Genomic DNA, 24,076 nt, shown 5'->3' on the forward strand with positions numbered 1-24,076 from the left:
CTACGTCAGCTCTGCAGTCCGGATGCGCTGACTGGTCAGCACCGGGCCAGGCGGCGTCGGCACCGCCAGGTAGCCGCTGGGAGCGATCTGAACGAGGCCGTTCAGGTGCAGCAGGCGGCGGGTCTCCGGGTCCAGCCCGCGGATGGCGGATTCGATTGCGGAAAACAGCGCCTTGGTGTCGCCGCCCAAAGCGGTGATATAGGGCAGCCCGGGCGTGGGCTCGGTGCGCTCGATCTCTGTCAGCCCGGCGGCGAAACCATCGAATTCACGGACCATTTCCCAGGTCAGCGCGTCCAGCGCGGCAAAGTCGGCGCGGCCCTCGGTCACGGCTTCGGCAGACAGCCGGTGGCCGCCGGTGTCCACCAGCGCGCCGGGCAGGATGCTGCGGTCATGCAGATGCACCATCGGCGCCGCCCAGCCCGATTGCGACAGCGCTTCGTTGTAGGCAAAGCGGCGTCCGGCAAAGCTGCCAAGGGGCTGGCCTGCGTCCTCTTTGCGGGCAATGAAGACGCTGTTGTAATGGCCGGGCGGGCAGCCGGGCAGGCCGTAGTCGGGGGTGCCGACAAGCTCTACCTCGCCGTAAAGCCGGGTGCGGTAAGGGCAGCCGCAAGTCTGCGACAGCAGCAGATCGGGGGATTTCCAGACCTCCCAGAAATCGGCGCCGCGGGTCAGCTGCCCGGGGCCGCCGCCAAGGTGATCGCGGATCGAGGCCCAGAACCGGTCGTTTGCCGCCGCGGTTTCCGGGCGGTCGTACATTTCAAGATGAGCAATCATAAAGCAGCCTCTGCCCGTTGGCGCGCCTTGGCGCTGTCCACGTCCGATACCCCCAGCAGGCTGGCTGACAGCCGCAAGAGCGCGTCTTCGTTCGCATCGCGGCGTCCGTCGGCCAGGGCCACCTGCCACAGCGCCTCAAGCACGCCGGTGCGGTCCTCATAGGCCACGGCATCCTTGATCGCGCGGGTAAAGCGGACGGTGTCGGGGGCCTCGGCCTCCATCGCCTCCGCCTGTTCGCGCAGGATCAGCGCGCCGCCGGTGTCCAGCCCGTAGCGGGCCGCCAGAATGCGGTCGATGCGGTCCTTTTCCACTTCGGAATAATTGTGGTCTGAGCGGGCAATCCGCACCAGCAGCGCGGTCAGCGCCAGCCGCGCGCCTTCGTCATCCAGCGTGGCAGGCGCGGGCTCCAGCAGGCGGTGCAGAAGCTCCCGGAACATCAATGCTCTCCAGCGGTGCTGCCGAGTTTCTCCTCGGCGCGCTCCCGGGCCTTCTGGCTGTCGGTATAGGACAGGCCCATCGCCTTGCGGGCCTCCTCGACGATGGTGACTTCGCCCTCGTGGGCGCTGCCGTCGGCCAGCACCACTTCCCACAGCGCGTCCAGCGCGGCGAGGCGCTCCTCCAGGCCGGTGGTTTCGCGGATCAGCCGCCCGAAGGTGTCGGTTTCCGGCGCCGCGGCGTGCAGCTTCTCGCAGGTGGCGCGCACCTTGGCGGCCTCGATCGCGTTGTGCTGGTAAAGCCGGGCCAGGATCCGGTCGATCAGGCTGATCTCCTCCAGCTGGTAGTCGCGGTCGGATTGCGCCACCCGCACCAAGAGCGCCCCCAGCGCCAGTTCGGCATCCGGGTCGGGCAGGGCCGGCGGTTCGGACGGGCGGAAAGCTTGGAAGAATTTCTTAAGCAGGGGCATTCGATGACCTCAGTCAGCTGCGCGGCGGGGCGCGGGATTATTCGCCGTAGCCTTCGATGATTTCCATATCACCGGCAGACACCGGATCGCGCAAGGCCTTGGCGTCCTGGTAGGCCACTGAATCATAGCAGGCTTTTGCGGTTGCGAAATCCTTGAATTCAATCACCACCGTGCGCGCCTTCATCTGCCCTTCGCGCACTTCCTTCGGGCCGCCGCGGATCAGGAACCTGGCGCCGTATTCCGCAAACACCGGCCCGTTGGCGCTGATGTAATCCTTGTAACGCTCCGCGTCATTCACATCCACGTGGGCCACCCAGTATCCTTTGGGCATGGGGTGCAGCCTCCCTTCTTTTTATGGTTGAGTTCAGGCTGATACAAATCCGTTCCGAACACAATGGGGCGGTTATTAAGAATTTGCCGTTCTGACGGAATTTGCGGTTGTTTCAGTATGTTGCGCCGGAAAGGAAAACGCCCGCCAGACACGGCGGGCGTTTCAACCATGATTAACGGCAGGGCCGTGTCAGCCGATTTCAGCCAGGCGTGCCAGCGCTTCCTTGACCTTGGCTTCCTCTTCTTCGCGCGCGGCGAGGTTTTCGCGCGCCTCTGCCACAACCTCTTCCGGGGCGGAGGCCGCGAATTTCGGGTTGTTCAGCCGCCCGCGCAGGCCGCCCAGCTCCTTGGCCAGCTTGCCCAGGGTCTTTTCCAGCCGCGCCTTTTCGGCGTCCACGTCGATCACATCCGCCAGCGGCAGACCGAAGGAGGCGCCCGGAGCAGCGACCGAGGCGCAGCCTTTGGGGAAGCTCTCCACCTGTTCCAGCGAGGTGATGCGGGCCAGTTTCTGGATCATCGCCTCGTTCTTCTCCCAGGCCGCGCGGGCCTGATCGGAGAATTCGGTCACCACCATCGGGATCTTGGCCCCGGCCGGCACATGCATCTGCGCGCGGGTAGAGCGGATGTTCTCGATTGCGGTGATCACCCAGTTCATCTCGGCGTCCGCTTGCGGGTTGACCAGCTCAGTGCCGTAGGCCGGCCAGTCTTCATGCACCAGCATGTTCGAACGCTTGGCGGTGTTGCCCCACAGCTCCTCGGTGATGAAGGGCATGATCGGGTGCAGGAGGATCATGCACTGATCCAGCACCCAGCCCAGCGTCTGGCGGGTCTCGGTAATCACCGCCTCATCTTCGGAGCCGAACAGCGGCTTGGACAGCTCGATGTACCAGTCGCAGACCTTGCCCCAGACAAAGGCATAAAGCGCATTGGCCGCATCGTTGAAGCGGAACGCCTCGAGGGCGGCGTCCACTTCAACCCGCACCTTGGCGGTCTCGCCAATGATCCACTGGTTCACGGCTGCCTTGGCATCCGGGCAGGCGTAGGCGGGGACGTTCGGGTCATAGACGTTGTTGAAATGGGCAAAGTTCACCGCATTCCACAGCTTGGTGCCAAAGTTCCGGTAGCCCTTGAGCCGCTCCATATCCAGCTTCAGCACGCCGCCAAGCGCCGCCATCGCGGCGGAGGAGAAGCGCAGCGCGTCGGCGCCGAACTCGTCGATGATCTCCAGCGGGTCGACCACGTTGCCGGTGGATTTCGACATCTTCTTGCCCTTGGCGTCGCGCACGAGGCCATGCAGGTAGACGGTGTCGAAGGGGATGCGCTTCTTGACCGGCAGGTTCTCGTCCAGCACCGCCAGCTGCATCATCATCATCCGGGCAACCCAGAAGAACAGGATGTCCTGGCCGGTGACCAGGGTCGAGGTCGGGAAGTACTTCTCCATTTCCGGAGTGGTGTCCGGCCAGCCCAGCGTGCCGATCGGCCAGAGGCCGGAGGAGAACCAAGTGTCGAGGACGTCAGGGTCGCGGAACATCGGCACTTGCATCGGCCCGTCAAAGCTGCGGATCGCGCCTTCGTCCTGCACGTCCATCAGCTTGACCTGTTCGGCCAGAATCTTCGCCGCTTCGTGCTGATCTGCAACGATGCGGAATTCGGTGCCTTCGGCGGACTGCAGGCGTGCCTTTTCCAGCGCCTCTTCCTCAGTCGCGGCGCAGATCGGGTACCAGTCCTCCTCGCCGGGGATGTACCAAACCGGGATCTGATGGCCCCACCACAGCTGGCGCGAGATGCACCAGGGTTCGATGTTCTCCAGCCAGTGGTAATAGGTCTTCTCGCCCGATTCCGGCAGGATCTTCACATCGCCATTACGCACGGCATCCAGCGCCGGGCCGACAACCTTTTCCGCGTCCACGAACCACTGGTCGGTCAGCATCGGCTCGATCACAACCTTGGAACGGTCGCCAAAGGGCTGCATGATCGGTTTGTTCTCGACGTAAGGCACCTGCACCTGAACGTCCTCGCCGCTCTCAGGGTCGGTCTTGGTGACGGTCTGCATCACCGCCAGGCCTTCGCGGGTGATCTGCTCCACCACCAGTTTGCGCGCCTCGAACCGGTCCAGACCGCGCAGGTCGTCCGGCACCAGGTTGATGGCGTCGGCTTCATTCTCGCTCAGGGTCTGTTCGCCCTTGGCCACTGCCATGGCAATGCCGACGGCTTCTGCGTAGGGGGCGCCGTCGTCGCGCATCTGGCCCTTGGTGTCCATCAGGCGGTACATCGGGATGCCGCCGCGCTTGGCAACCTGGTAGTCGTTGAAGTCATGCGCGCCGGTGATCTTCACCGCACCCGAGCCGAAGTCCTTGTCCGGGTATTCATCAGTGATGATCGGGATCAGGCGGCGGTGCTCCTTGGGGCCGACCGGGATTTCGCACAGCTTGCCGACGATGGGCGCATACCGCTCATCGCTGGGATGCACCGCAACCGCGCCGTCGCCCAGCATGGTCTCGGGCCGGGTGGTCGCGATAGAGATATAGTCGCGCTCTTCCTCCAGCGTGACGTTGCCGTCGGCGTCCTTCTCCACATAGGTGTAGGTGGCGCCATTCGCGAGCGGGTACTTGAAGTGCCACATGTGGCCCGCAACCTCGATGTTCTCGACTTCGAGGTCAGAGATCGCGGTCTCGAAATGCGGGTCCCAGTTGACCAGCCGCTTGCCGCGGTAGATCAGGCCCTTGTTGTACATCTCCACGAACACCTTGATCACGGCGTCATGGAAGTTGGGGGAGTTCTCGTGGCCCACGCGGGTGTCGCCATGGGCGCCCGCCATGGTGAAGGCGGTGCGGGAGAAATCGCAGGACGCGCCGAGGCGTTTCAGCTGCTCAACAATGGTGCCGCCGGATTTTTCCTTCCACTCCCAGACCTTCTCCAGGAATTGCTCGCGGCCCAGCACGCGGCGGGACGGCTGCTGGGTCTTGGCCAGCTCACGCTCGACAACCATCTGGGTCGCGATCCCCGCGTGGTCGGTGCCCGGCTGCCACAGGGTGTCGTACCCCTGCATCCGTTTCCAGCGGATCAGGATGTCCTGCAACGTGTTGTTGAAGGCGTGGCCCATGTGCAAGACGCCCGTGACGTTCGGCGGCGGGATCATGATGCAATAGGTGGAGGCTTCCGGCTTGGCATTTGCGCCTGCCTTGAAACAGCCGGCCTCTTCCCAGGCCTTGTAAAGGCGGCTTTCGGCCTCAGCCGCGTTGAATGTCTTTTCCATCGCCATGCGCTAGGTCCTGCGTGCGTGTAAATTTGGGGTCGCGCTATCCCTTACCGAAAGGGGCGGCAAAGGGAAAGTCCCAGCGGCACCGGGGCAGTGCGGCGGCCTGCCGGGCGTGGCATCGGTCAACTTTTATGGAACCAGCGGCGGGCGGGCGCGTTTTCCGTTAACCAAGCGCCGCGCGGAACAGCGGTGGCGCACCGGTCTTTCAAGCGCCCCGCAGCGGCGCCGAAATCAAAGACGCCCGGCCCCTGCTGACGCGCATTCCGCGGTACGGGCCGGGCGCACGATTTTCCGGAGAGCGCGACACCTTAGGCCCGGCGGCCGTAATCTCCGCCGCAGGCAGCTGGATCGCGCACGGACCGTCTGCCCCTTATTGCCCGGTCCGGTCCAGCTTGGTCGCCAGGTGGATCAGGCTTTCCGACGAGCGCACCCCGCGGGCTTCCGCGATCTTGTCGATGGTTTCGTCCAGTTCCGCAGTGCTTTGCGCCACCACCTGCGCCAGCAGATCGAACCGGCCGGAGGTGGTGTGAACGACCTCAACCCCCGGCAGTTTGCGCAGCCGCGCCAGCACCTCCGGCCCGCTGCGCGGCTCGATCGACATGAGCACCGTGGCCTGCAGCGGCGGGCGGGCGGCGGCGCAGGATTTGAGCGTGTAGCCGGTGATCACCCCGGTGGCCTCCAGCCGCTCGATCCGGGCCTGCACTGTGGTGCGGGCAAGGCCAAGATGGCGCGCCAGCTCGGCCACCGGGCGGCGGGCATTCTCCCGCATCAGTGTGACAAGGCGCTGATCGGTGTCGTCGGTTTGCATGAAATGCCTGCGATCTGACGAAAGTTTTCGTCACTATAGGCAAAGTGACGAGCGGAATCGACGGAAAACTCGCGGAAAATATGTAAAACGAATGAGGGTTACAGATGCAGCAGATTCCCCCGCTTTGGCTTTCGCCTGAGTCCCACCTGGCCCGCAGCGCGCCGGATCATCCGATCCTGTATTTCTCGCCGCGGGTCCTGCACGAGGTGGCGCGGCGGTTCAGCCAGGGGTTTCCGGGGCTGGTGACCTATGCGGTCAAGGCCAACCCGCACCCGGCGGTTCTGTCCAACCTCGTGGCGGCGGGGATCACCGCCTTTGATGTGGCCTCGCCCGCAGAGATGGAGGCGGTGCGCGCCGCCAGCCCCGATGCGGTGATGCATTACAACAACCCGATGCGGTCCGAAGCGGAGATCGCCGCCGGGATCGAACACGGCGTCGCCAGCTGGTCAGTGGATGAGCTGAGCGAGCTGGAAAAGCTGGACGCTGTGCCGCGCGCCTGCGAGATCGCCGTGCGCTTTGCGCTGCCGGTGGCGGGCGCGGCCTATGATTTCGGCAGCAAGTTCGGCGCCGCGCCGGAGGAGGCGGTGGAACTGCTGAAGCAGGTGGCGGCCAAGGGCTGGACGCCTGCCTTGTGTTTCCACCCGGGCACTCAGTGCGAAGATGAGATGGCCTGGGTCGAATATGTCCATGCCGCAAAGCGGATCGTCGATGCGGCGGGAGTGCGGATTGCGCGCCTGAATGTGGGCGGCGGCTTTGCCGCCAACCGCGATGGCGTGGCGCCGGATCTGGAAAAGGTCTTTGCCGCCATTGGCACGGCGGCGGATCAGGCGTTCGGCGCGGAGAAGCCCACGCTGATCTGCGAGCCGGGCCGGGCGATGGTCTCCGAAAGCTTCACCCTGGCCGCCCGCATCAAGGGGATGCGCAAGGACGGCGCGGTGGTGTTCCTGAACGACGGGATCTATGGCGGCCTGGTCGATATCCGCGACATGGGGCTGCCGGGCCGGGTTGAGGTCGTGGCCTCCGACGGCACCCACCGCAGCGGTGTCCGCAAGCCGCGGGTGGTGTTCGGACCGACCTGCGACAGTCTTGACCGGCTGCCGGACGGGCTGCCGCTGCCTTGCGATTGCGTCGCGGGGGACTATGTGCTGTTTCCGGGGCTGGGCGCCTATTCCTCGGCCATGAGCACGCAATTCAACGGCTATGGCCTGTCTGACGTGGCGACGGTGATTGAGCTGGCTGGACAAGCGGCCCGCTGACAGTAGTCTCGCCCCCGCAACAGCAGCCAGCGCGGACAGGGGGCGAGCATGGAAAAATTCGGGAAAAGCCAGCCGGTAAAGCGGGTCGAGGACGTCAGGTTCCTGACCGGCCAGGGGCGGTACATCGAGGATGCTGCCCCGGCGGACGCCTTGCGCGCCTGGGTGCTGCGCAGCCCGGTGGCGCATGGGGAAATCTCAGCGCTGGACGTCGAGGATGCGCGCGCGGCGGAGGGCGTCCATGCGGTAATCACCCTGGCCGATCTGGAAGCTGCGGGCATCAACACCTCGATGGACGGCTCGCTGGTGACCAACCGCGACGGCACCAAGGGCGCGGCGCCCGAGCGCCCGATGCTGGCGCGTGGCCGGGTGCGCTATGTCGGGGAGCCGGTGGCGGTGGTCATCGCGGAGACGCTGGATCAGGCCCGCGATGCGGGGGAGCTGATCGAACTGGACATCGACGATCTGCCGGTGAAGCTGGACGTGCTGCCGGGCGGTGCGCCGCTGCACGCGGGGGTTCCGGACAACAAAGCGTTTGACTGGGGCATGGGCGATGAGGCCGCCACCGCGGCGGCGTTCCAAAGCGCGGCCCATACTGTTGCGCTGCAGGTCGAGGACAACCGGATCATCGTCAATTCGATGGAGCCGCGCGGCTGTTTTGCCGAGTGGTCCGCGGAGCGGCTGCATTTCTGCTACGGCGGGCAGGGGGTCTGGGCGATGAAATCCCAGCTTGCCGCCAAACTGGGGCTGGACGAGGCCGCTGTGAAAGTCACCACGCCCGATGTGGGCGGCGGCTTTGGCATGAAGGCGATGCCTTATCCGGAGTATTTCGCGGTCGCCCATGCCGCCCGGACGCTGGGCAGGCCGGTGTTCTGGATGTCGGACCGCTCCGAGGCGATGCTCAGCGACAATGGCGGCCGCGACCTCACCTCGCTGGCGGAACTGGCCTTTGACGAAAACCTCAAGATCAGCGCCTACCGGGTCACCACCCGCTGCAACCTTGGCGCGTACAACTCTCATTTCGGCCAGCCGATTCAGACCCAGCTGTTCAGCCGCGTGCTGGCAGGTGTCTACGACATTCAGACCGCCTGGCTGCAGGTGGAGGGGATCTATACCAACACCACCCAGGTCGATGCCTACCGCGGCGCCGGGCGACCGGAGGCGATCTATGTGCTGGAGCGTGCGATGGACCGGGCCGCCCGCGAACTGGGGGTGGACCCGTGGGAGCTGCGGCGGCGGAACTTCATTCCGGCTGACGCGTTTCCCTACAACACCGTGACCGGAGAGACCTATGATGTAGGCGATTTTAGCAAAGTCCTGAGCCGCGCCGCGCAAGAGGCTGATATCGCGGGATTCGCGGCCCGCCGCGCCGAAGATGGTAAACGCGGCAAGTTACGGGGCGCCGGGCTTTGTTACTATATCGAAAGCATTTTGGGCGATCCTTCGGAAAGCGCGGAAGTGGAGTTTCTGGAGGACGGGCGGGTGCATATCTATGTCGGCACGCAAAGCAACGGACAGGGGCATGAAACCGTCTATGCCCAGTTTCTTGCCGACCAGAGCGGTATTTCGGCAGAAAAGATCCAGGTCATCCAGGGCGACAGCGACCGTATTGCCACCGGCGGCGGCACCGGCGGCTCGCGCTCGGTGACGACGCAGGCCAATGCCACGCTGGCGGCGGTGGATGCGATGATCGCCGCCTTCATCCCCTTCCTGGCGGAGGAGATGGGGGTGAAGGAAGAGGCTGTCGGGTTTGATGGCGAAACCTTCCGTGCACCGGGTTCGAACCTGACCCCCACCATGCTGGAAGCGGCAGAGATGGCCCGCGCGCACGGGCGGCTCGATCTGCAGCGTCACGCGGCGCGGGCCCGGCTGCCGGGGCGCTCGTTTCCGAACGGTGCCCATGTTGCCGAGGTCGTGATCGATCCGGAGACTGGGAATTCCGCTGTGGAGCGCTACACTGTAGTCGACGATTTCGGTAATCTGATCAACCCGGTGCTGGCCGAAGGCCAAGTGCACGGCGGGGTGGCGCAGGGGCTGGGACAGGCCATGCTGGAGCGTGTTGTCTATGACGAGGACGGACAACTGCTCACGGCTTCGTTCATGGACTATGCCTTGCCGCGGGCCAGCGGCGTTCCCATGATTGGATTCACCTCCGAGCCGGTGCCTTCGACACAGAACCCGATGGGGATGAAGGGCTGCGGCGAGGCGGGCACCGTCGGCGCGCTGGCAGCGGTGGCAAACGCGGTGCAGGACGCGGTCTGGGACCGCGGCGTGCGGCAGGTGGACATGCCTTTCACCCCGCTGAGGATTTGGGAAGTGCTTAGGGATGTTTCTGAAGCAGCTGAGTAAAAGGGTTCTAGGGTGGCTGGGACGGCCGCTGCGCTCGGAGCATTCCGGCGAAACCAAGCTGCGCGGGCCGCAGGCGCATGTGATCATCCTGGACGGCACCATGTCGACGCTGGAGGCGGGGCATGAAACCCACGCCGGCCAGCTGTACCGGCTGTGCAGCCAGACCAGCGGCCAGGTCTCGGTCTTTTATGAATCCGGCGTCCAGTGGAAGGGCTGGGGCAGCGCGCCGGACGTGATGATGGGCCGCGGCATCAACCGCCAGATCCGCCGCGCCTATGGCTATCTCGCCTCGCGCTACCGGCCGGGCGACCGGATCTATCTGTTCGGCTACTCCCGCGGGGCCTATGCGGTGCGCTCGCTGGCCGGGGTGATCGACCGGATCGGCCTGCTCAAGCCGGAGCACGCAACCGTGCGCAACATCCGCACCGCCTACCGCCATTACCGGCTGAACGGGCGCTCCAAGACCGGCACCGCCTTCACCAAGGCGTATTGCCACGGCGAGGTCGAGATCGAGATGGTCGGCGTTTGGGACACCGTCAAGGCGCTGGGCCTGCGGCTGCCGCTGCTGTGGCGCTGGGCGGAAAAGCAGCACAATTTCCACAACCATACATTGGGTCCCCATATCAAGAGCGGCTATCACGCGCTGGCACTGGATGAGACGCGCGACGTATTCAAGCCGGTGCTGTGGGACTGCCCCAAGGGCTGGAACGGCCACGTCGAGCAGGTCTGGTTCCGCGGCGCCCATGGCGATGTGGGCGGCCAGCTGGGCGGGTTCGAGGAAGCGCGGCCGCTGGCCAATGTCTCGCTGATCTGGATGCTGGAAAAGGCCGAGGAGCGCGGCCTGCCGCTGCCCAGCGACTGGCGGATGCGCTTTCCGGTCGACCCCAAGGCGCCCTCGGTCGGCACCTGGCAGGGCTGGGCCAAGATCTTCCTGCTGCGCAGCCGCCGCCGGGTCGGGCTGGACGCCAGTGAACGGCTGCACAGCAGTGTCGATGCTGGAAGACAGAACGCCGCATCGTCCGGTGGCTGGCTGGCGATGTTCTCCAAGACCTGAAGGCGGAGGGCCGGCCCGGCTGGCTTCCTGGTTTCAAGGAAACCGTCATTCCCGCTTGCATGCAAGATGCAGAGGGAGGGCTGTCGGATCAGACAGCGGCGCGGCGCTGCTCCAGCGCCTGCTTCAGGCGCTTCAGGGACAGGGCGACAATCAGCTTGTGGGCGGGCCGGACCGGGATCATGTAGGCGCGGCCAAACCGGTTCCGCGTCTTGACCGAGGAGGTCACGGACAGGACGCCGGCGCTGCTGGTGATACAGGTCATCACGTCCAGATGCCTGTCCCGCACGGTCAGGGTCAGGACCGTATCCGACACGGCTTCCACCAGAAAGAAATCCAGCTTGTCACCGGGCTGCACGCCCGTGTGCGGCTTGCTGGTGATGCCGCCGATGCGTTTGACGCCAAAACAGGCCGATATCGCGTCCCGCAGCCAGAACGCCAGCTTCAGGCCCGGCAGTGGCCGCGCGTGCATCAGGGTCCAGGCCTCCAGCGGGGTGACCGGCACTGGCAGAACAATGGACTGCGTGTCCAGGAAATCCAGCTCTGCGGCGGGGGCCAGGATTTGGATGCGGGCGGTGGCGGCCCGCGCGAAGGCATTTAGCGGCATGGCCGGCCCTTCCGCTGCGTGTCAGGTTACGGGATTGAAGATAATTGCAAAAATGCTGCCGGCAAGGCCCGCGGCAAAAAAACCGGCGGCCGGGGCTAGGCGGCTTTCATCACGATGCAGGTGGTGGTTCCGGTGGCATAAAGCCGCCCGTCCTCAACCCCGCGAAGCTCGCCATGCGCCACCCCGGTCGAGCGGCCAGCATGGTCGACGGTGCCGGTGCAGGTGATCAGGGTGCCCAGAGGGATCGGCCGCAGGATGTTGATCTTGAATTCCAGCGTTGTGTAGACCGAACCCTGCGGCACCCTGGTCATCACCGCGCAAGCCATGGCGCTGTCCAGCAGCGTGCCGTACCAGCCGCCATGCACGGTGCCCATCGGATTGGTGACGTGGAATTCGGGCGTGCCGCGGAACTCAACCCGGCCTTCTTGAACGCTGTGCAGGTGATAACCCAGCGTCTCGGCAATCGGCGGGCCGGGGAGGCGGCCCTCCAGAATGCCTTGCATGAAATCGAGGCCGGAGATCCGGGATATCTGCTCTATCGTCAGCAGGTCGGAGGGCTGTTTGGCATAAAACATGGCGCGCGGATCCTTGGCGGGGGTGTCCCCCGCATTAGGAACCGCGCGCCGGGGCCTGCAAGGCTTACGCCACGTTCTCCAGCGCCACCTTGGGCGTGACGCCCAGGGCAAAGCAGACGTCGCGGGTCAGTTCCGGGCGGTTCAGGGTGTAGAAATGCAGCTTGTCCACGCCGCCTTCCAGAAGGTCCGAACACAACTCGGTGCACAGCGCCGTGGCCAGCAGCTCCTCGCGGCCGTCGCGCAGCGCCTTGTCAAAGGCGTTTTCGACCCAATCCGGGATCACGGTGCCGCAGCGTTTGGCGAAATTGCGGGCGCCTTTCCAGTTCTCGATCGGCAGGATGCCGGGCGTCAGCCTGCTGCCGTCGATCCCCGCCTTTTCGCAGGCGTCGCGGAAGCGGAAGAAGGTTTCCGCCTCGAAGAAGAACTGGGTCAAAGCCTCATCAGCGCCAGCATCCAGTTTGCGCTTCAGCCATTCCACGTTGGCGGCCTGGCTGGCGGCCTCCGGGTGGCAGTCCGGGTAGGCGCCGACGCGGATGGTGAAGCCGCCGCGCGCCGCCAGACCCTTGATCAGCTCCACCGAGTCGGCAAAGCCTTCGGGGTGCGGCGTGAACTTGCCTTCGCCCTTGGGCGGGTCGCCGCGCAGGGCGACGATCTCGGTCACACCGGCCTCGGCAAACTGGTCTGCAATCTCCAGCGTTTCAGCCTTGGAGGCATTCACGCAGGTCAGATGCGCAGCCACATTCAGGCCGGAGGAATTGTGCAGGGTCGCCACCGCATCGCGGGTCAGCGTGCGGGTGGTGCCGCCTGCGCCATAGGTCACCGATACAAAGCGCGGATCCATCGGAGCGAGGACCTGCACGGTGTCCCAAAGCCGGAAGGAGGCTTCGAGATTTTTCGGCGGGAAGAATTCGAAGGAAATCTTGGGCGTCGTCATCTCAGGTCTCTCGCTATGTGTCTGTCTGCACTTGTTGCACGCGCAGCATTGTGAGACAATTTCATAATACTCAAGATTAACATGAGCGATCTGATAAGATGCATATCGAATTCCGCCATCTCCGCACGATCAAGGCCATCCATGAGGCCGGCGGGCTGGCCCGGGCTGCAGAGCAGCTGAACATCACCCAAAGCGCGCTGAGCCATCAGGTGAAGGGGCTGGAGGACCAGGCCGGGGTGGAGCTGTTCATCCGCCGGTCCAAGCCGATGAAACTGTCCCCCGCGGGCCTGCGGCTGTTGCGGCTGGCAGAGCAGGTTTTGCCGCAAGTCGAAGCGGCGCAAGCGGAATTTTCCTCCTTGCGGGATGGCAATACTGGCCGGATGCATATCGCCATTGAATGCCACGCCTGTTTCGAATGGCTGTTCCCGGTGCTGGAGGGCTTCCGCAAGAACTGGGGCGACGTGGATGTGGATATCCGTCCGGGCCTGGCCTTTGACGCGCTGCCTGCGCTTCTGAAGGAGGAGGTGGATCTGGTGGTGTCCTCCGACCCGGAGGACATTGCCGGTGTCGAGTTTATCGAGCTGTTTGATTACAATCCTGTCTTTGTCGCTTCAGCGCAGCATCCGCTGGCGGAAAAGCCTTATATCGAGGCGGAGGATTTCATCGGCCAGAGCCTGATCACCTATCCGGTGGACAAGGTCCGGCTGGATGTGTTCAGCCAGCTGCTGATCCCGGCGGGGGTGGAGCCTGCCTCGATCCGGCAGGTGGAACTGACGGCGGTGATCCTGCTGCTGGTCGCCTCCAACCGCGGGGTGTCGGTGCTGCCGGACTGGGTGGTGCGGGAGGTGAAATACTCTTCGGATTATGTGACCCGGCCGCTGACCAAAACCGGCATCACCCGCAGCCTGTATGCCGCGATCCGGACGGAGGACCGCGAGAAGCCCTTCATGCAGGAGCTGATCCGCTTGGCAAAGGTGGAGGCACGCAAGCTGCAGCATCAATAGATGCCGCCGCCAGGACGGGCGCGGAGCGGCTTGCGCCGGTCCGGCGCCTGTGCCCGCTCCGCGCGGTTGCGTGATCCGGCGGATGCCGGCGCACGGCTCAGACCAGCTTGACGATCTGCTTGCCGGTATTGCCGCCCTGCATCATCGACAGGAAGGTCTGGGGGGCGTTCTCCAGCCCCTCGGCGATATCCTCCAGATACTTGATGTCGCCGCTGGCGATCCTGGGGGCCACTTCGCCCAGGAAATCGCCATAGCGGTCGTAGTGGTTGAAGATGATGAAGCCATTGACCGACAGGAACTTGGTCAGCACCGTGCGCCAGATGGCCGGCGCGGTCAGATCCGTCTCGGCGCTGTTGTACCAGGCGATCATGCCGCAGACCGGGATGCGGCCGAAGTTGTTCATCAGGGGCAGCACCGCTTCCAGCACCTTGCCGCCGACGTTTTCGTAATAGATGTCGATGCCGTCCGGGCATTCTGCCGCCAGGGCCTCGCTCAGGCCTTCGGCACTGGCGTAGGCGCGGTGGTCGAGGCAGGCGTCAAAACCGAAGGTCTCCACCGCCAGCTTGCACTTGTCGGCACCGCCGGCAATGCCGACCACCCGCAGGCCTTTCTGTTTCGCAAGCTGCCCCACCATCGAGCCGACCGGGCCGGTGGCGGCGGCAACCACCAGGGTTTCGCCTGCCTGCGGGCGGCCATAGGCGTCCAAGCCATGCCAGGCGGTAAACCCCGGCATGCCCAGAGCGCCAAGTGCGGTGGTGAGCGGTGCCATATCCGGGTCCAGCTTGCGGATATCGCTGGCCAGCGCACAGGCGTGGCTGGCCCAGCCGAACGCACCGAGGGCAAAGTCGCCGGGCTGGAAGTCAGGGCTGTTGGAGGCAATCACCTCACCGACGCCGCCCGCGGTCATGGTTTCCCCGATCTCCACCGGCGGCGCATAGGATTTGCCTGCGTTCATGCGCCCGCGCATGTAGGGATCCAGCGACATATAGTGAATTTTGACAAGCACTTCGCCGTCGCCGGGCTGGGGCATGTCCACGCTTTCCAGGCGGAAGTTCTCTTCGCTGGCCTGGCCTTCGGGGCGGCTGGCCAGCACGATACGCTGCATCTGGTCGGGCATGGGAGTCCTCCTTGTAATGATTGCAGCAGAGACTGGGCCTCGCGGGGGCGGAATTCAACCGCCTGCCGGGCTGTAACCGGGCGTCAGGGCTGTTGCATCCTTGCCGGCAAAGCCCCTTGGCATTCGGGGGCAGGGGGCGTATAGGCACGGTTTGACCCGGCATCTCCCCGACGTGACAGGATTCTGCAGACATGATTGGCAGCGCAAACCTCAATGTGATGATCAAAGCCGCCCGCAAGGCTGGCCGTTCCCTGGTGAAAGACTTTCGCGAGGTGGAAAACCTGCAGGTGTCGATGAAGGGCGCGGGCGACTTCGTCTCCAAGGCCGACATCGCAGCTGAAAAGATCATCAAGGATGAGCTGCGCAACGCCCGCCCGACCTATGGCTGGATCGCGGAAGAGGGCGGCGAGATCGAGGGCGAAGACCCCACCCGCCGCTGGATCGTCGACCCGCTGGACGGCACCACCAACTTCCTGCACGGGCTGCCGCACTGGGCGATCTCCATCGCGCTGGAGCACAAGGGCAAGATCGTGGCAGGCGTGGTCTATGACGCTGCCAAGGATGAGATGTTCTTTGCCGAGAAGGGCGCAGGCGCCTGGATGAACGACACCCGTATCCGCGTGTCGGGCCGCCACCGGATGATCGAGTCGATTTTCGCCACCGGCGTGCCGTTCGGCGGCCGCGCCGACCTGCCGCTGACGCTGCAGGACCTGGCCCGCCTGATGCCCGCCTGCGCCGGTGTGCGCCGCTGGGGCTCTGCCGCGCTGGACATGGCCTATGTGGCGGCAGGCCGCTACGAGGGCTTCTGGGAGCGCCGCCTGAACGCTTGGGATCTGGCTGCCGGCATCATCATCGTGAAAGAGGCCGGCGGTCTGGCCGAGGCGATCGACCCGGACGCGGGCATCATCGACAGCGGGTCTGTCGTTTGCTCGAACGAGCCGATTTTCGAGAACTTCGCCAAGGTGATCCGGGGCTGAGTTAGTCCGGACATTTAGGGATAGAAGACGCGGCTGAAGGGCCGCGTTTTTTGTTCCGAACAGGTCTGCTGTCCCACCAACAGGGCGGTGCCCGCCCATGGGGACGGGCGGGCGCTGCCCGGCCTGTCGGCCAGGCGAAAGAGTTATTGATCCGAGGGATGGTTCACCCCGTCGTTCCAGGGAATCTCGCCATAGGTCCCGGCGTGCGTCCGCGGATTGGCGCCCTCGATGCAGCCGAGGTTGACGCCGCATTCCTTCGGATCTGAGCGGCGCTGGTGGTGGGTGTAGATGCCGCAAGTCTTGCAGAAATAATGCTTCGCCGTATGGCTGCCCCAGGTGTAGAGGGTAAGGTTTTCGGCCCCCTTCAGCACCTTCAGGCTGGCGGTCAGGGCGGTGACGGCAGCCGCCCCGCGGCGGCGGCAGAAGGAACAGTCGCAGCGCGCGGCAGAGGCGAGGCCCTGGGGGAACTCCGCCTCGATCTCAACGGCGCCGCAGTGGCAGGTGGCTTTCAGATGGGGCATTCGATGGTCCTTTCTGGGTCATATGCGGCGCAAGGCTGACTAAGACCGGAGATAATTCCCCGTAAAAACCTTAGGCGCAGCCCTACCATTTACTTGCCCCGATGCCCGTCGGGGGGGGGCGGCTTGCGTGTTTACCAGTAGCTTGTTTCGAAAGTTGCGCAGGCCGCCTTTTCCGCATGCCATGGCTTAAGCCGGGTGTTGTCTCACTTCCCCCACGGCCCCGGATTGCGCTTCTTGCGTGGCAGCTTGGGGATGCGGCTGGCGGTAAATTCATACTCGTTCTCCGGATGCGGCGGGGTGCCGTGGGTGCGGTTCCAGAACGCCGGGCCGCCGCGGCGCAGCCACAGGGGCAGGCACAGGATCAGCCCCACCGCAAAACCTCCGGCATGGGCCCAATAGGCGACGCCGCCCTGGTTGGGGTCAGAGCCGAGGCCGCCGAAGAACTGCATCGCCAGCCACACGCCCAGCATCACGAAGGCGGGGATGGTGAAGATGCGGAAATAGACGATCAGGATCAGCAGGATGTCGACGCGCGCCCTTGGGAACATCAGGAGGTAGCCGCCCATGACGCCGGCTATGGCGCCGGAGGCGCCAACCGTTGGCACCATGGACCCCGGGGCGGACATCACATGGATCAGCCCGGCGCCAAGCCCGCTGAGGAGGTAGAACAACAGGAAGGGCAGATGGCCCATCTCCTCTTCCAGATTGTCGCCAAAGATCCACAGGAACAGCATGTTGCCGCCCAGGTGCATCAGCCCGCCATGGATGAACAGGGAAGTGAAGAGGGTTTCAAACCCGTAGCCATGGATGATCTCGGCCGGGACAATTGCGTAGGCGTCATAGAAATAGGCCAGCGCGCGCGGTGAGGCATAGCTGGCGGTGTAGTAGATATAGGCCAGGACGTTTGCGGCAATCAGCGCATAAACGACATAGGGCCTGCGGCCGGACGGGTTGTGGTCGCGGATCGGAAACATGAGGGAACGCTGGGCCGGAAATGGCCCAGCGTCAAGTGCTTAGCGCCGGTAGCTCAGGCGTTTCCGCCCAGCAGCTGGGCGTTGCCGCCCGAGGCGGTGGTGTCGACGCAGACGTGGCGTTCTGCCAGGACGCGGGCGCGGTCGGGCTTGCCGGGGATCAGCGGGATGATCGGGCCGTCGCGCCTGGCAAGGCATTGCTCGATGTCGCGCCCCGTCGCCTCATCGCCCCACCACAGCACGCCGGAGATGCCCTCAATTGTCTGCAGCTGGTTCAGCCCCAGAAGGCCATGCGCCTCTATCGCGGTGCCGCCGAGGCTGATCACCTGCTTGGCCTGTTCCGCGGCGGCCTCCGGCCCCGGGCCCATGCACAGGAGCGGCGGGCGGGCGGAAACCGTCAGGCGGTTTGACTCACCGGTCGGGCCGGGCAGGGAGGTGGTGACGGGCTGCACAGGCACCCCGCTTGCCCCCGGCAGCCTGGCGGTTTCGGTGTCCCACTCGGCGCTGACCTGCTGCCGGTCCGGCGCGCAGAAGCGGTTGAGGTAGAAGGGGCCGCCTGCCTTGGGGCCGGTGCCCGACAGGCCTTCGCCGCCGAAGGGCTGGCTGCCGACAATCGCGCCGATCTGGTTGCGGTTCACATAGATGTTGCCCGCATGCACCCGGTCGCAGACATGCTGCACCCGGTCGTCAATGCGGGTGTGCAGCCCGAAGGTGAGGCCGTAACCGGTTGCGTTGATGTCGGAAATCACCTGATCCAGCTGGTGCGACTTGAACCGGGCCACATGCAGCACGGGGCCAAAGATCTCCTCCTCCAGCGCGCTGATGCCGGGCACTTCGATCATCGTGGGCGCGACAAAGGTGCCGCCCTGCGGCGCCATCAGCTCCTTCATGACCCGGCCTTCAGCCCGGGCCTTGTCGATGTGGGCTAGGATCCCTGCGCGGGCGCCTTCGTCGATTACCGGGCCGCTGTCGGTGGACAGGTGCCAGGGATCGTCCAGGCGCAGACAGTCCATCGCGCCCTTGAGCATTTTCAGCACGGTATCCGCAATGTCGTCCTGCAGATAAAGGCAGCGCAGCGCCGAGCAGCGCTGGCCGGCAGACTGGAAGGCGCTTTCGATCACCGCCTGCACCGCCTGTTCCGGCAGCGCGGTGGAATCGACGATCATCGCATTCAGGCCGCCGGTTTCCGCAATCAGCGGCGCGCCCGGCTGCAGGTTGTCGGCCATCGCCTTGCGGATGCGCAGGGCGGTGGCGGTGGAGCCGGTGAAGGCGACGCCGTTCACCCGCGGGTCCGAGGTGATGGCCGCCCCGACCACGCTGCCGCGGCCCGGCACCAGCTGCAGGGCGCTGCGCGGCACCCCGGCCTCATGCATCAGCTGCACGGCGCGGTGGGCGATCAGCGGCGTCTGGTCGGCGGGCTTGGCCAGCACCGCGTTGCCCGCGGCCAGCGCGGCAGAGACCTGGCCGGTGAAGATCGCCAGCGGGAAGTTCCACGGTGAGATGCAGGAGAAAATCCCCGCGGGCGGCGCATCGGGAATGCGCGCCGCATAGTAGCGCAGGAAATCCACCGCCTCGCGCAGTTCAGCAACCGCATCGGGAATGGTCTTGCCGGCCTCGCGGGCGAGGATGGCGAACAACTCGCCGTAGTTTTCCTCATATAGGTCAGCAGCCTTGTTCAGGATTGCCGCACGTTCCTCTGCCGGGGCGTCCCAGGGATCTGCCAGCGCCAGCGCCAGTTCGATATCTTCGGGGCTGCACTGGCTGACGGTGCCGGCGGCGCTCAGGTCGGTGGGGCTGGTCACATCCTTGGCGGCCTCGGGCTGGGCATCGCCTGCCAGCAGCGGCGCGGCCTGCCACTGGTGGCTGCGCCAGGGCGCGCGGGCCTCATCGATCTTTGCCAGCGTCGGCGCATGGCCCAGGTCGAACCCCTTGGAGTTCGGACGCTCCGGCGCATAGAGTTCCGGCCCGGTCGGGATCTTGCGGGTTACATCTGCGACGGCATCAAACGGGTCCGCGGCCACAACCTCCGGAGGCACATTCTCGTCCACGATCTGGTTCACAAAGGAGGAGTTGGCGCCGTTTTCCAGCAGGCGCCGCACCAGATAGGCCAGCAGATCGCGGTGCGCACCGACGGGCGCGTAGATCCGGCAGTTGGTCTTGTTCTGCTCCAGCACCATCTGGTGCAGGGTTTCACCCATGCCGTGCAGGCGCTGGAACTCGTAAAGACCCTTATCCATGCCTTCGGCCATGTGCAGGATGGCGGCAACGGTGTGGGCGTTGTGGGTCGCGAACTGCGGATAGATCCGGTCCGTCAGTCCCAGCAGCTTGCGGGCGTTGGAGATGTAGGAGACATCGGTCAGCGGCTTGGAGGTATAGACCGGGAAGCCATCGACGCCCTCGACCTGGGCGCGCTTGATCTCGGTGTCCCAATAGGCGCCCTTCACCAGCCGCACCATGAAGCGGCGGTTGTATTTCTCCGCCATCTCATGCAGCGCGTCGATCGCCAGGCCGGTGCGGGGGCCGTAGGCCTGCACCACCACGCCAAAGCCGTCCCAGCCCGCCAGCGCGGGGTCGGAGACCACGGCGTCGATCACTTCCAGCGACAGCGACAGGCGGTCGGCTTCCTCGGCATCGACATTGAGGCCCATCCTGGCGGCCTTGGCCAGCAGCGCCAGCGCCTTCAGACGCGGCACCAGATGCTCCATCACGCTGGCGTCCTGCGCCAGCTCATAGCGCGGATGCAGCGCCGAGAGCTTCACCGAAATTCCGGGGTTCTTGCGGATGTCGTCGCTGTTGCAGGCGGCGGCAATGGCCGAAATTGCCTTGGAGTAGGACAGGTGGTAGCGGGAGGCATCGGCCTCCGTCCGGGCGGCCTCGCCCAGCATGTCGTAGGAATACGTGTAGCCCTTGGCCTCCATCCCGGCGGCGCGGTTCATCGCGCTTTCGATGGTTTCGCCCAGCACGAACTGGCGGCCCATCTCCTTCATCGCGCGGCTGACGGCGGTGCGGATCACCGGCTCGCCCAGGCGCTTGATGGCGCCGCGCAGGGCGCCGATGGGGCTGCGGTCCTCGTCCAGCACCTTACCCGTCAGCATCAAGGCCCAGGTCGACGCGTTGACCAGCGACGAGGTGGATTTGCCCAGGTGCTTGCCCCAGTCCGACGGCGCGATCTTATCCTCGATCAGCGCGTCGATGGTGTCGGCATCCGGCACCCGCAGCAGCGCCTCGGCCAGGCACATCAGGGCGATGCCTTCCTCGGTCGACAGGCCGTATTCGGCCAGGAAGACCTCCATCAGCCCGGGCGCCGAATGGCCGCGGATGTCGCGCACCAGGGCGGCGGCGCTGGAACAGATCCGGGCGCGGTCGGCATCGGACAGGGCGGCTTGGGCAACCAGCCGGTCGCGCATGGCAGTCTGATCGGCATAGGTGCCGGCGTCGATCCGGTAGCGCAGCTTGGATTGGGTGGTCATGCAGGGGACTCCACAGATAACATGCAGGGCTTTTGCAAAGAATACACGCTTTCTGGCGGGACAATCGCCTGAAAATGTGTAACATGCAGGTCAAGTTGCAGAAAGTTGAGCGGGGAGACGGTTCAAATGGCCTTTCCTGATATCGACAGGTTTGACCGGGCGATTCTGAACGTGCTGGCGGAGGATGGCCGGATCTCCGTCGCCGACCTGGCGCGCCGGATCGGATTGTCGAAAACCCCGACCCAAACCCGGCTCAAACGGCTGGAGACGGAGGGCATCATCACCGGCTACCGCGCCCTGGTGGACCCGATCCGGCTGGGGCTGGACCATGTGGCCTTTGTCGAGGTGAAGCTGGACGATACCCGGCAGGCGGCGCTGGCCAAGTTCAACGCCGCGGTGTCCAAGCTGCCCGAGGTGGAACAGGCCTATATGATGGCCTCGCATTTCGACTATCTGCTGAAGGTGCGCACCCGCTCGATGACCGATTACCGGGCGGTGCTGGGGGAGAAGATCTCCTCCCTGCCGCATGTCTCCTCGACCTCCACCTATGTGGCGATGGAGGCGGTCAAGGAAGACGGCGCGCTGGGGCCGCTTTAGGGTGTTGCGGAAGCTGCGCGCGCACAGGTGACTTGATCGAAACTGCAAATGTGCCAGCATTGGGGCATGTTCAGATTTGTTCCCGGACCCCTGCGGCGTCCAGCCAGTTGTGTTCTACCGGCTGCTGCCCTGCTGCTGGCAGCGCAGGCCGCCGCAGCCGGCTGCCCGTCCCCACCTGACCACAGCACGCCGCTTGAAGGGCTGCTGAGCGAGGTCCAGCAGGCCGGCAGCGAGGCGCAGGCGCGCGAGATCGCCAACCGCATGTGGGAGTTCTGGGCCGATGCCCCGGATGAGCGTGCGCAGGAGATCCTGAACCGCGGCATGACCCGGCGCTCGTCGTTTGATTTCCTCGGCGCGCTGGAGGATTTCGATCAGCTGATCGCCTATTGCCCCGACTATGCCGAGGGCTACAACCAGCGCGCCTTTGTGCATTACCTGCGCCGCGACTTTGCCGCCGCGCTGCGGGATCTGGACCGGGCGCTGGAACTGTCGCCGCGCCATGTCGCGGCGATGAGCGGGCGGGCGCTGTCGCTGTACGGCCTGTCGCGGCTGGAGGAGGCGCGGGTCGCGCTGGCAGAAGCGCTGGCGCTGAACCCCTGGCTGCCGGAGCGTTACCTGGCCGATCCCGGCGGGCCGCTGGCGCCGCCGGGGGCCGGGGATATGGAGCTGTAGCAGCGCGCGCACAACCGAGAAATTTCCCGGCAAACGCCGAAAACCGATTGTCCGTCAGAAATCAGGAGGCTAGACCTGCTGCTGTGGCGCCGCCCGGCGGTGCCGCCGGCGGACGTGGTGGAATGGTAGACACCGGAGACTTAAAATCTCCTGGCCTTATGGCCGTGCGGGTTCGAGTCCCGCCGTCCGCACCACCGGCTCCATTGCCGCATCAGCCCTGACAGAACCGTTCCGCTCCGGCGCCGCTTGGCTTGACGTTCCCGTGCAAAGGGGACTTGGCGCGATCACGTAAAGATTGCATTGCTGTAACGATAATATTATGCAAGATGTCGCACAGAATGTGAAAGATCTTTGGCATATGGCGCTGATCCATCAGAAAATCTCCGCTTTGCTCGCGGATTTAAATTTGTCCAACCGGCAGGCCGCGCTGAAATGCGGTATTCCTTACGGCACATTTAACAGCGCGCTGAAGAATGAGCGCGAGATCGGCTGGAGCACGCTGGACGCGCTGTCGCGCGGGCTGGGGGTGTCGTTCCGCTACTTTTCCTCCGATACCGCCGGGCTGGAGCTGCTGCCGGAACGCCAGGCGGGCGGGCCCGGCAGCAAGGCGTTTGAGATTCTCAACGCGCAGATGCAGGCCGCCGCCCGCAGCCGCCAGTACAGCGGCTGCGATGTTTCGCTGCAGGATTTCCTGGACTGGTGGTTTTCCAACAGCGGCCGCCTGGAAGGGTTCGACCAGCTGCAGCATGCGGTGGACATGTTCGATCCGCCGGACCCGGAAGGGAACCGGATCCAGCCGATCCAGTCCGGGCGGCACAGCCTCGCCTCGGTCTGCTTCGAGGTGTCCAGCAGCGGCCAGCTGCGGGATACGCTGAACGGCTTCAGCGACAAGCTGAACGCCGATCTGGTGATGGCCCACAGCGAGGCGATCAACCGCGGCGAGCCGGTCATCACCCACCCTTCGATTGATGTTAAACTGCTGAACGGCCGCCGCTTTACCCGCCAGTACCGGCGGGTCCTGGCGCCGGTTTACCTGCCGGACGGCAAGCTCCTGGTGGCCAATTTCTCACAGGATATCAAATTCGGCTAGGTCGCTTAGCAGCATGTGCTCCATTTCCAGCCGGGAAGAGCCGACAAACCATTCGGTGCTGCTGCGCACCTCCGGTTCCGGGGCGCGCCATTTCTGCGCGCGCGGGATCGCCCGGGTGAAGCCGTAAACCAGATCCAGCCGCGCCTGCATGTGGCGGTCGGGGATGAAGGCATAGATCCAATCCACATCCCATTTCTGGATCGCCAGAATCTGAAAAATCCGCATGAAGGGCGCCAGCCGCTCAGCGCGTTTGCCGCGGCGGCCCGGCAGGAAGTTCAATTCGCCGATATAAGCCAGACGCCCGCTGACTTCGCGGGCCAGCGGCTCGGCCACGCTCTCGACACCGCCGCCTGCCGGGTTGGGAAACTGGTGGCGGGAGGTGCGCATCAGGAAATCTGCCAGGGTTTCCCGGCCCAGGTCCTGCAGCATTGCCGCCGCGCCGCCGATATAGGTGCCGTTCTCCTTCAAAAACAGCCAGAAAGCCGAATTCTCGGTGTGGTCGGCGCGCTCAATGGCAAAGCCCGGCATCTGGAACTGGCGGCCTGACAGGGCGGCGGTCTCGGGCACTTTCTCGAAATCCGTGAACATTTCGACCTGCAGGCCGGTCTGCGAAAGCGTATGCAAGTATCCCGAAAGCGTTTTTCCCATATCGAGCGAATTCATTAAAGTCCCCTGTCGTAAAGTCTTCCACTCGAATAGCCCGAAAAACTTTCTAGCGCCGCTAAAGAGTTCAAGTTGCATAAAATCTTAAATAAAATTTCGGAAAATGATCTGCTTTACCGTGGGGAAGGTAATGCAGCTATGAGATGCAAC

General features: G+C 64.8%; 22 protein-coding genes and 1 tRNA gene. 9 read left to right on the forward strand and 14 right to left on the reverse strand.

The window, feature by feature from the left end; translation table 11 throughout:
• The 6 genes from B2P87_RS02770 to B2P87_RS02795 all read right to left on the reverse strand — a co-directional run bounded on the left by B2P87_RS02770 (position 1) and on the right by B2P87_RS02795 (position 6,075).
• Complete coding sequence (locus B2P87_RS02770; RefSeq protein ID WP_141890632.1) at positions 1 to 774, reverse strand: phosphate/phosphite/phosphonate ABC transporter substrate-binding protein; 774 nt, start codon at positions 772 to 774, stop codon at positions 1 to 3.
• Complete coding sequence (locus tag B2P87_RS02775; RefSeq protein ID WP_058287817.1) at positions 771 to 1,211, reverse strand: TerB family tellurite resistance protein; 441 nt, start codon at positions 1,209 to 1,211, stop codon at positions 771 to 773. The genes B2P87_RS02770 and B2P87_RS02775 overlap by 4 nt, the downstream gene beginning before the upstream one ends.
• Positions 1,211 to 1,672: a TerB family tellurite resistance protein gene (locus tag B2P87_RS02780; protein WP_058287849.1), complete on the reverse strand. Its 462-nt coding sequence runs from the start codon at positions 1,670 to 1,672 to the stop codon at positions 1,211 to 1,213. Before B2P87_RS02780 ends, B2P87_RS02775 begins: the two co-directional genes overlap by 1 nt.
• Positions 1,673 to 1,715: 43 nt before the next feature.
• Positions 1,716 to 2,009 (reverse strand): DUF1330 domain-containing protein, encoded by a 294-nt coding sequence (locus B2P87_RS02785; RefSeq protein ID WP_058287816.1) that lies wholly within the window; start codon positions 2,007 to 2,009, stop codon positions 1,716 to 1,718.
• 189 nt (positions 2,010 to 2,198) lie between these two features.
• On the reverse strand, positions 2,199 to 5,270 hold the full coding sequence (locus tag B2P87_RS02790; protein WP_141890631.1) for a valine--tRNA ligase: 3,072 nt from the start codon (positions 5,268 to 5,270) through the stop codon (positions 2,199 to 2,201).
• A gap of 367 nt (positions 5,271 to 5,637) precedes the next feature.
• A complete protein-coding gene (locus B2P87_RS02795) occupies positions 5,638 to 6,075 on the reverse strand; it encodes an Lrp/AsnC family transcriptional regulator (RefSeq protein WP_141890630.1) in 438 nt (145 codons plus the stop codon).
• A 104-nt stretch (positions 6,076 to 6,179) separates the two neighbouring features.
• On the opposite strand from B2P87_RS02795, the gene B2P87_RS02800 reads away from it, so the two are divergent.
• The 3 genes from B2P87_RS02800 to B2P87_RS02810 are packed head-to-tail and all read left to right on the forward strand — an operon-like array spanning position 6,180 to position 10,731.
• Positions 6,180 to 7,331: a type III PLP-dependent enzyme gene (locus B2P87_RS02800; protein ID WP_141890629.1), complete on the forward strand. Its 1,152-nt coding sequence runs from the start codon at positions 6,180 to 6,182 to the stop codon at positions 7,329 to 7,331.
• Between the two features lie 48 nt (positions 7,332 to 7,379).
• Positions 7,380 to 9,677 carry a xanthine dehydrogenase family protein molybdopterin-binding subunit gene (locus B2P87_RS02805; RefSeq protein ID WP_141890628.1) on the forward strand — a complete coding sequence of 766 codons (2,298 nt, stop codon included), beginning with the start codon at positions 7,380 to 7,382 and terminating at the stop codon, positions 9,675 to 9,677.
• Positions 9,655 to 10,731, forward strand: a complete 1,077-nt coding sequence (locus B2P87_RS02810) for a DUF2235 domain-containing protein (RefSeq protein WP_141890627.1) — start codon at positions 9,655 to 9,657, stop codon at positions 10,729 to 10,731. Before B2P87_RS02805 ends, B2P87_RS02810 begins: the two co-directional genes overlap by 23 nt.
• 88 nt (positions 10,732 to 10,819) lie before the next feature.
• On the opposite strand, the gene B2P87_RS02815 is transcribed toward B2P87_RS02810, so the two are convergent.
• The 3 genes from B2P87_RS02815 to B2P87_RS02825 all read right to left on the reverse strand — a co-directional run bounded on the left by B2P87_RS02815 (position 10,820) and on the right by B2P87_RS02825 (position 12,844).
• Positions 10,820 to 11,335 (reverse strand): DUF2867 domain-containing protein, encoded by a 516-nt coding sequence (locus B2P87_RS02815; protein WP_141890626.1) that lies wholly within the window; start codon positions 11,333 to 11,335, stop codon positions 10,820 to 10,822.
• A 95-nt stretch (positions 11,336 to 11,430) separates the two neighbouring features.
• Positions 11,431 to 11,910 (reverse strand): PaaI family thioesterase, encoded by a 480-nt coding sequence (locus B2P87_RS02820; RefSeq protein ID WP_141890625.1) that lies wholly within the window; start codon positions 11,908 to 11,910, stop codon positions 11,431 to 11,433.
• A gap of 64 nt (positions 11,911 to 11,974) precedes the next feature.
• Positions 11,975 to 12,844 (reverse strand): methylenetetrahydrofolate reductase, encoded by an 870-nt coding sequence (locus B2P87_RS02825; protein ID WP_058287808.1) that lies wholly within the window; start codon positions 12,842 to 12,844, stop codon positions 11,975 to 11,977.
• A gap of 98 nt (positions 12,845 to 12,942) precedes the next feature.
• On the opposite strand from B2P87_RS02825, the gene B2P87_RS02830 reads away from it, so the two are divergent.
• Positions 12,943 to 13,848, forward strand: coding sequence for a LysR family transcriptional regulator (locus tag B2P87_RS02830; protein WP_008553559.1), 906 nt, complete (start codon positions 12,943 to 12,945; stop codon positions 13,846 to 13,848).
• A gap of 97 nt (positions 13,849 to 13,945) precedes the next feature.
• Here B2P87_RS02830 and B2P87_RS02835 read toward each other — a convergent pair whose 3' ends face one another.
• Positions 13,946 to 14,965 (reverse strand): NADP-dependent oxidoreductase, encoded by a 1,020-nt coding sequence (locus B2P87_RS02835; RefSeq protein ID WP_141890624.1) that lies wholly within the window; start codon positions 14,963 to 14,965, stop codon positions 13,946 to 13,948.
• 191 nt (positions 14,966 to 15,156) lie between these two features.
• Here B2P87_RS02835 and B2P87_RS02840 point away from each other — a divergent pair, with 191 nt between their 5' ends.
• Positions 15,157 to 15,942 carry an inositol monophosphatase family protein gene (locus B2P87_RS02840; protein WP_058287805.1) on the forward strand — a complete coding sequence of 262 codons (786 nt, stop codon included), beginning with the start codon at positions 15,157 to 15,159 and terminating at the stop codon, positions 15,940 to 15,942.
• Between the two features lie 143 nt (positions 15,943 to 16,085).
• Here B2P87_RS02840 and B2P87_RS02845 read toward each other — a convergent pair whose 3' ends face one another.
• The 3 genes from B2P87_RS02845 to putA form a co-directional block, all read right to left on the reverse strand.
• Complete coding sequence (locus tag B2P87_RS02845) at positions 16,086 to 16,463, reverse strand: GFA family protein (RefSeq protein ID WP_058287804.1); 378 nt, start codon at positions 16,461 to 16,463, stop codon at positions 16,086 to 16,088.
• A 203-nt stretch (positions 16,464 to 16,666) separates the two neighbouring features.
• A complete protein-coding gene (locus B2P87_RS02850) occupies positions 16,667 to 17,437 on the reverse strand; it encodes a rhomboid family intramembrane serine protease (RefSeq protein ID WP_141890623.1) in 771 nt (256 codons plus the stop codon).
• 53 nt (positions 17,438 to 17,490) lie between these two features.
• Entirely contained in the window at positions 17,491 to 20,904 is a 3,414-nt protein-coding gene (putA, locus tag B2P87_RS02855; protein WP_141890622.1) for a bifunctional proline dehydrogenase/L-glutamate gamma-semialdehyde dehydrogenase PutA, read from the reverse strand.
• A 126-nt stretch (positions 20,905 to 21,030) separates the two neighbouring features.
• Here putA and B2P87_RS02860 point away from each other — a divergent pair, with 126 nt between their 5' ends.
• The 4 genes from B2P87_RS02860 to B2P87_RS02875 all read left to right on the forward strand — a co-directional run bounded on the left by B2P87_RS02860 (position 21,031) and on the right by B2P87_RS02875 (position 23,263).
• The gene (locus B2P87_RS02860; RefSeq protein ID WP_084204405.1) at positions 21,031 to 21,501 is read left to right on the forward strand and encodes an Lrp/AsnC family transcriptional regulator; all 471 of its coding nucleotides are present in this window, start codon (positions 21,031 to 21,033) and stop codon (positions 21,499 to 21,501) included.
• A 66-nt stretch (positions 21,502 to 21,567) separates the two neighbouring features.
• The gene (locus tag B2P87_RS02865; RefSeq protein ID WP_244940817.1) at positions 21,568 to 22,173 is read left to right on the forward strand and encodes a tetratricopeptide repeat protein; all 606 of its coding nucleotides are present in this window, start codon (positions 21,568 to 21,570) and stop codon (positions 22,171 to 22,173) included.
• Positions 22,174 to 22,281: 108 nt separating this feature from the next.
• Positions 22,282 to 22,367 (forward strand) — tRNA-Leu (locus B2P87_RS02870).
• 146 nt (positions 22,368 to 22,513) lie between these two features.
• Entirely contained in the window at positions 22,514 to 23,263 is a 750-nt protein-coding gene (locus tag B2P87_RS02875) for a helix-turn-helix domain-containing protein (protein WP_259965380.1), read from the forward strand.
• Here the strand turns inward: B2P87_RS02875 and B2P87_RS02880 are convergent.
• Positions 23,240 to 23,911 (reverse strand): hypothetical protein, encoded by a 672-nt coding sequence (locus tag B2P87_RS02880; protein ID WP_286851740.1) that lies wholly within the window; start codon positions 23,909 to 23,911, stop codon positions 23,240 to 23,242. The two genes, B2P87_RS02875 and B2P87_RS02880, sit on opposite strands and share 24 nt — an antisense overlap.
• Positions 23,912 to 24,076 lie beyond the last annotated feature (165 nt).

The sequence above is a fragment of the Leisingera sp. UBA4491 genome (assembly GCF_002388965.1).
Taxonomy (GTDB): Bacteria; Pseudomonadota; Alphaproteobacteria; order Rhodobacterales; family Rhodobacteraceae; genus Leisingera; species Leisingera aquaemixtae.

Coding starts and splice junctions, on each gene's coding strand:
- B2P87_RS02770 (WP_141890632.1), bottom strand. CDS start 774: ATGATTGCTCATCTTGAAATGTACGACCGCCCGGAAACCGCGGCGGCA.
- B2P87_RS02775 (WP_058287817.1), bottom strand. CDS start 1,211: ATGTTCCGGGAGCTTCTGCACCGCCTGCTGGAGCCCGCGCCTGCCACG.
- B2P87_RS02785 (WP_058287816.1), bottom strand. CDS start 2,009: ATGCCCAAAGGATACTGGGTGGCCCACGTGGATGTGAATGACGCGGAG.
- B2P87_RS02790 (WP_141890631.1), bottom strand. CDS start 5,270: ATGGCGATGGAAAAGACATTCAACGCGGCTGAGGCCGAAAGCCGCCTT.
- B2P87_RS02795 (WP_141890630.1), bottom strand. CDS start 6,075: ATGCAAACCGACGACACCGATCAGCGCCTTGTCACACTGATGCGGGAG.
- B2P87_RS02800 (WP_141890629.1), top strand. CDS start 6,180: ATGCAGCAGATTCCCCCGCTTTGGCTTTCGCCTGAGTCCCACCTGGCC.
- B2P87_RS02805 (WP_141890628.1), top strand. CDS start 7,380: ATGGAAAAATTCGGGAAAAGCCAGCCGGTAAAGCGGGTCGAGGACGTC.
- B2P87_RS02810 (WP_141890627.1), top strand. CDS start 9,655: ATGTTTCTGAAGCAGCTGAGTAAAAGGGTTCTAGGGTGGCTGGGACGG.
- B2P87_RS02815 (WP_141890626.1), bottom strand. CDS start 11,335: ATGCCGCTAAATGCCTTCGCGCGGGCCGCCACCGCCCGCATCCAAATC.
- B2P87_RS02820 (WP_141890625.1), bottom strand. CDS start 11,910: ATGTTTTATGCCAAACAGCCCTCCGACCTGCTGACGATAGAGCAGATA.
- B2P87_RS02825 (WP_058287808.1), bottom strand. CDS start 12,844: ATGACGACGCCCAAGATTTCCTTCGAATTCTTCCCGCCGAAAAATCTC.
- B2P87_RS02830 (WP_008553559.1), top strand. CDS start 12,943: ATGCATATCGAATTCCGCCATCTCCGCACGATCAAGGCCATCCATGAG.
- B2P87_RS02835 (WP_141890624.1), bottom strand. CDS start 14,965: ATGCCCGACCAGATGCAGCGTATCGTGCTGGCCAGCCGCCCCGAAGGC.
- B2P87_RS02840 (WP_058287805.1), top strand. CDS start 15,157: ATGATTGGCAGCGCAAACCTCAATGTGATGATCAAAGCCGCCCGCAAG.
- B2P87_RS02845 (WP_058287804.1), bottom strand. CDS start 16,463: ATGCCCCATCTGAAAGCCACCTGCCACTGCGGCGCCGTTGAGATCGAG.
- B2P87_RS02850 (WP_141890623.1), bottom strand. CDS start 17,437: ATGTTTCCGATCCGCGACCACAACCCGTCCGGCCGCAGGCCCTATGTC.
- putA (WP_141890622.1), bottom strand. CDS start 20,904: ATGACCACCCAATCCAAGCTGCGCTACCGGATCGACGCCGGCACCTAT.
- B2P87_RS02860 (WP_084204405.1), top strand. CDS start 21,031: ATGGCCTTTCCTGATATCGACAGGTTTGACCGGGCGATTCTGAACGTG.
- B2P87_RS02865 (WP_244940817.1), top strand. CDS start 21,568: ATGTTCAGATTTGTTCCCGGACCCCTGCGGCGTCCAGCCAGTTGTGTT.
- B2P87_RS02880 (WP_286851740.1), bottom strand. CDS start 23,911: ATGGGAAAAACGCTTTCGGGATACTTGCATACGCTTTCGCAGACCGGC.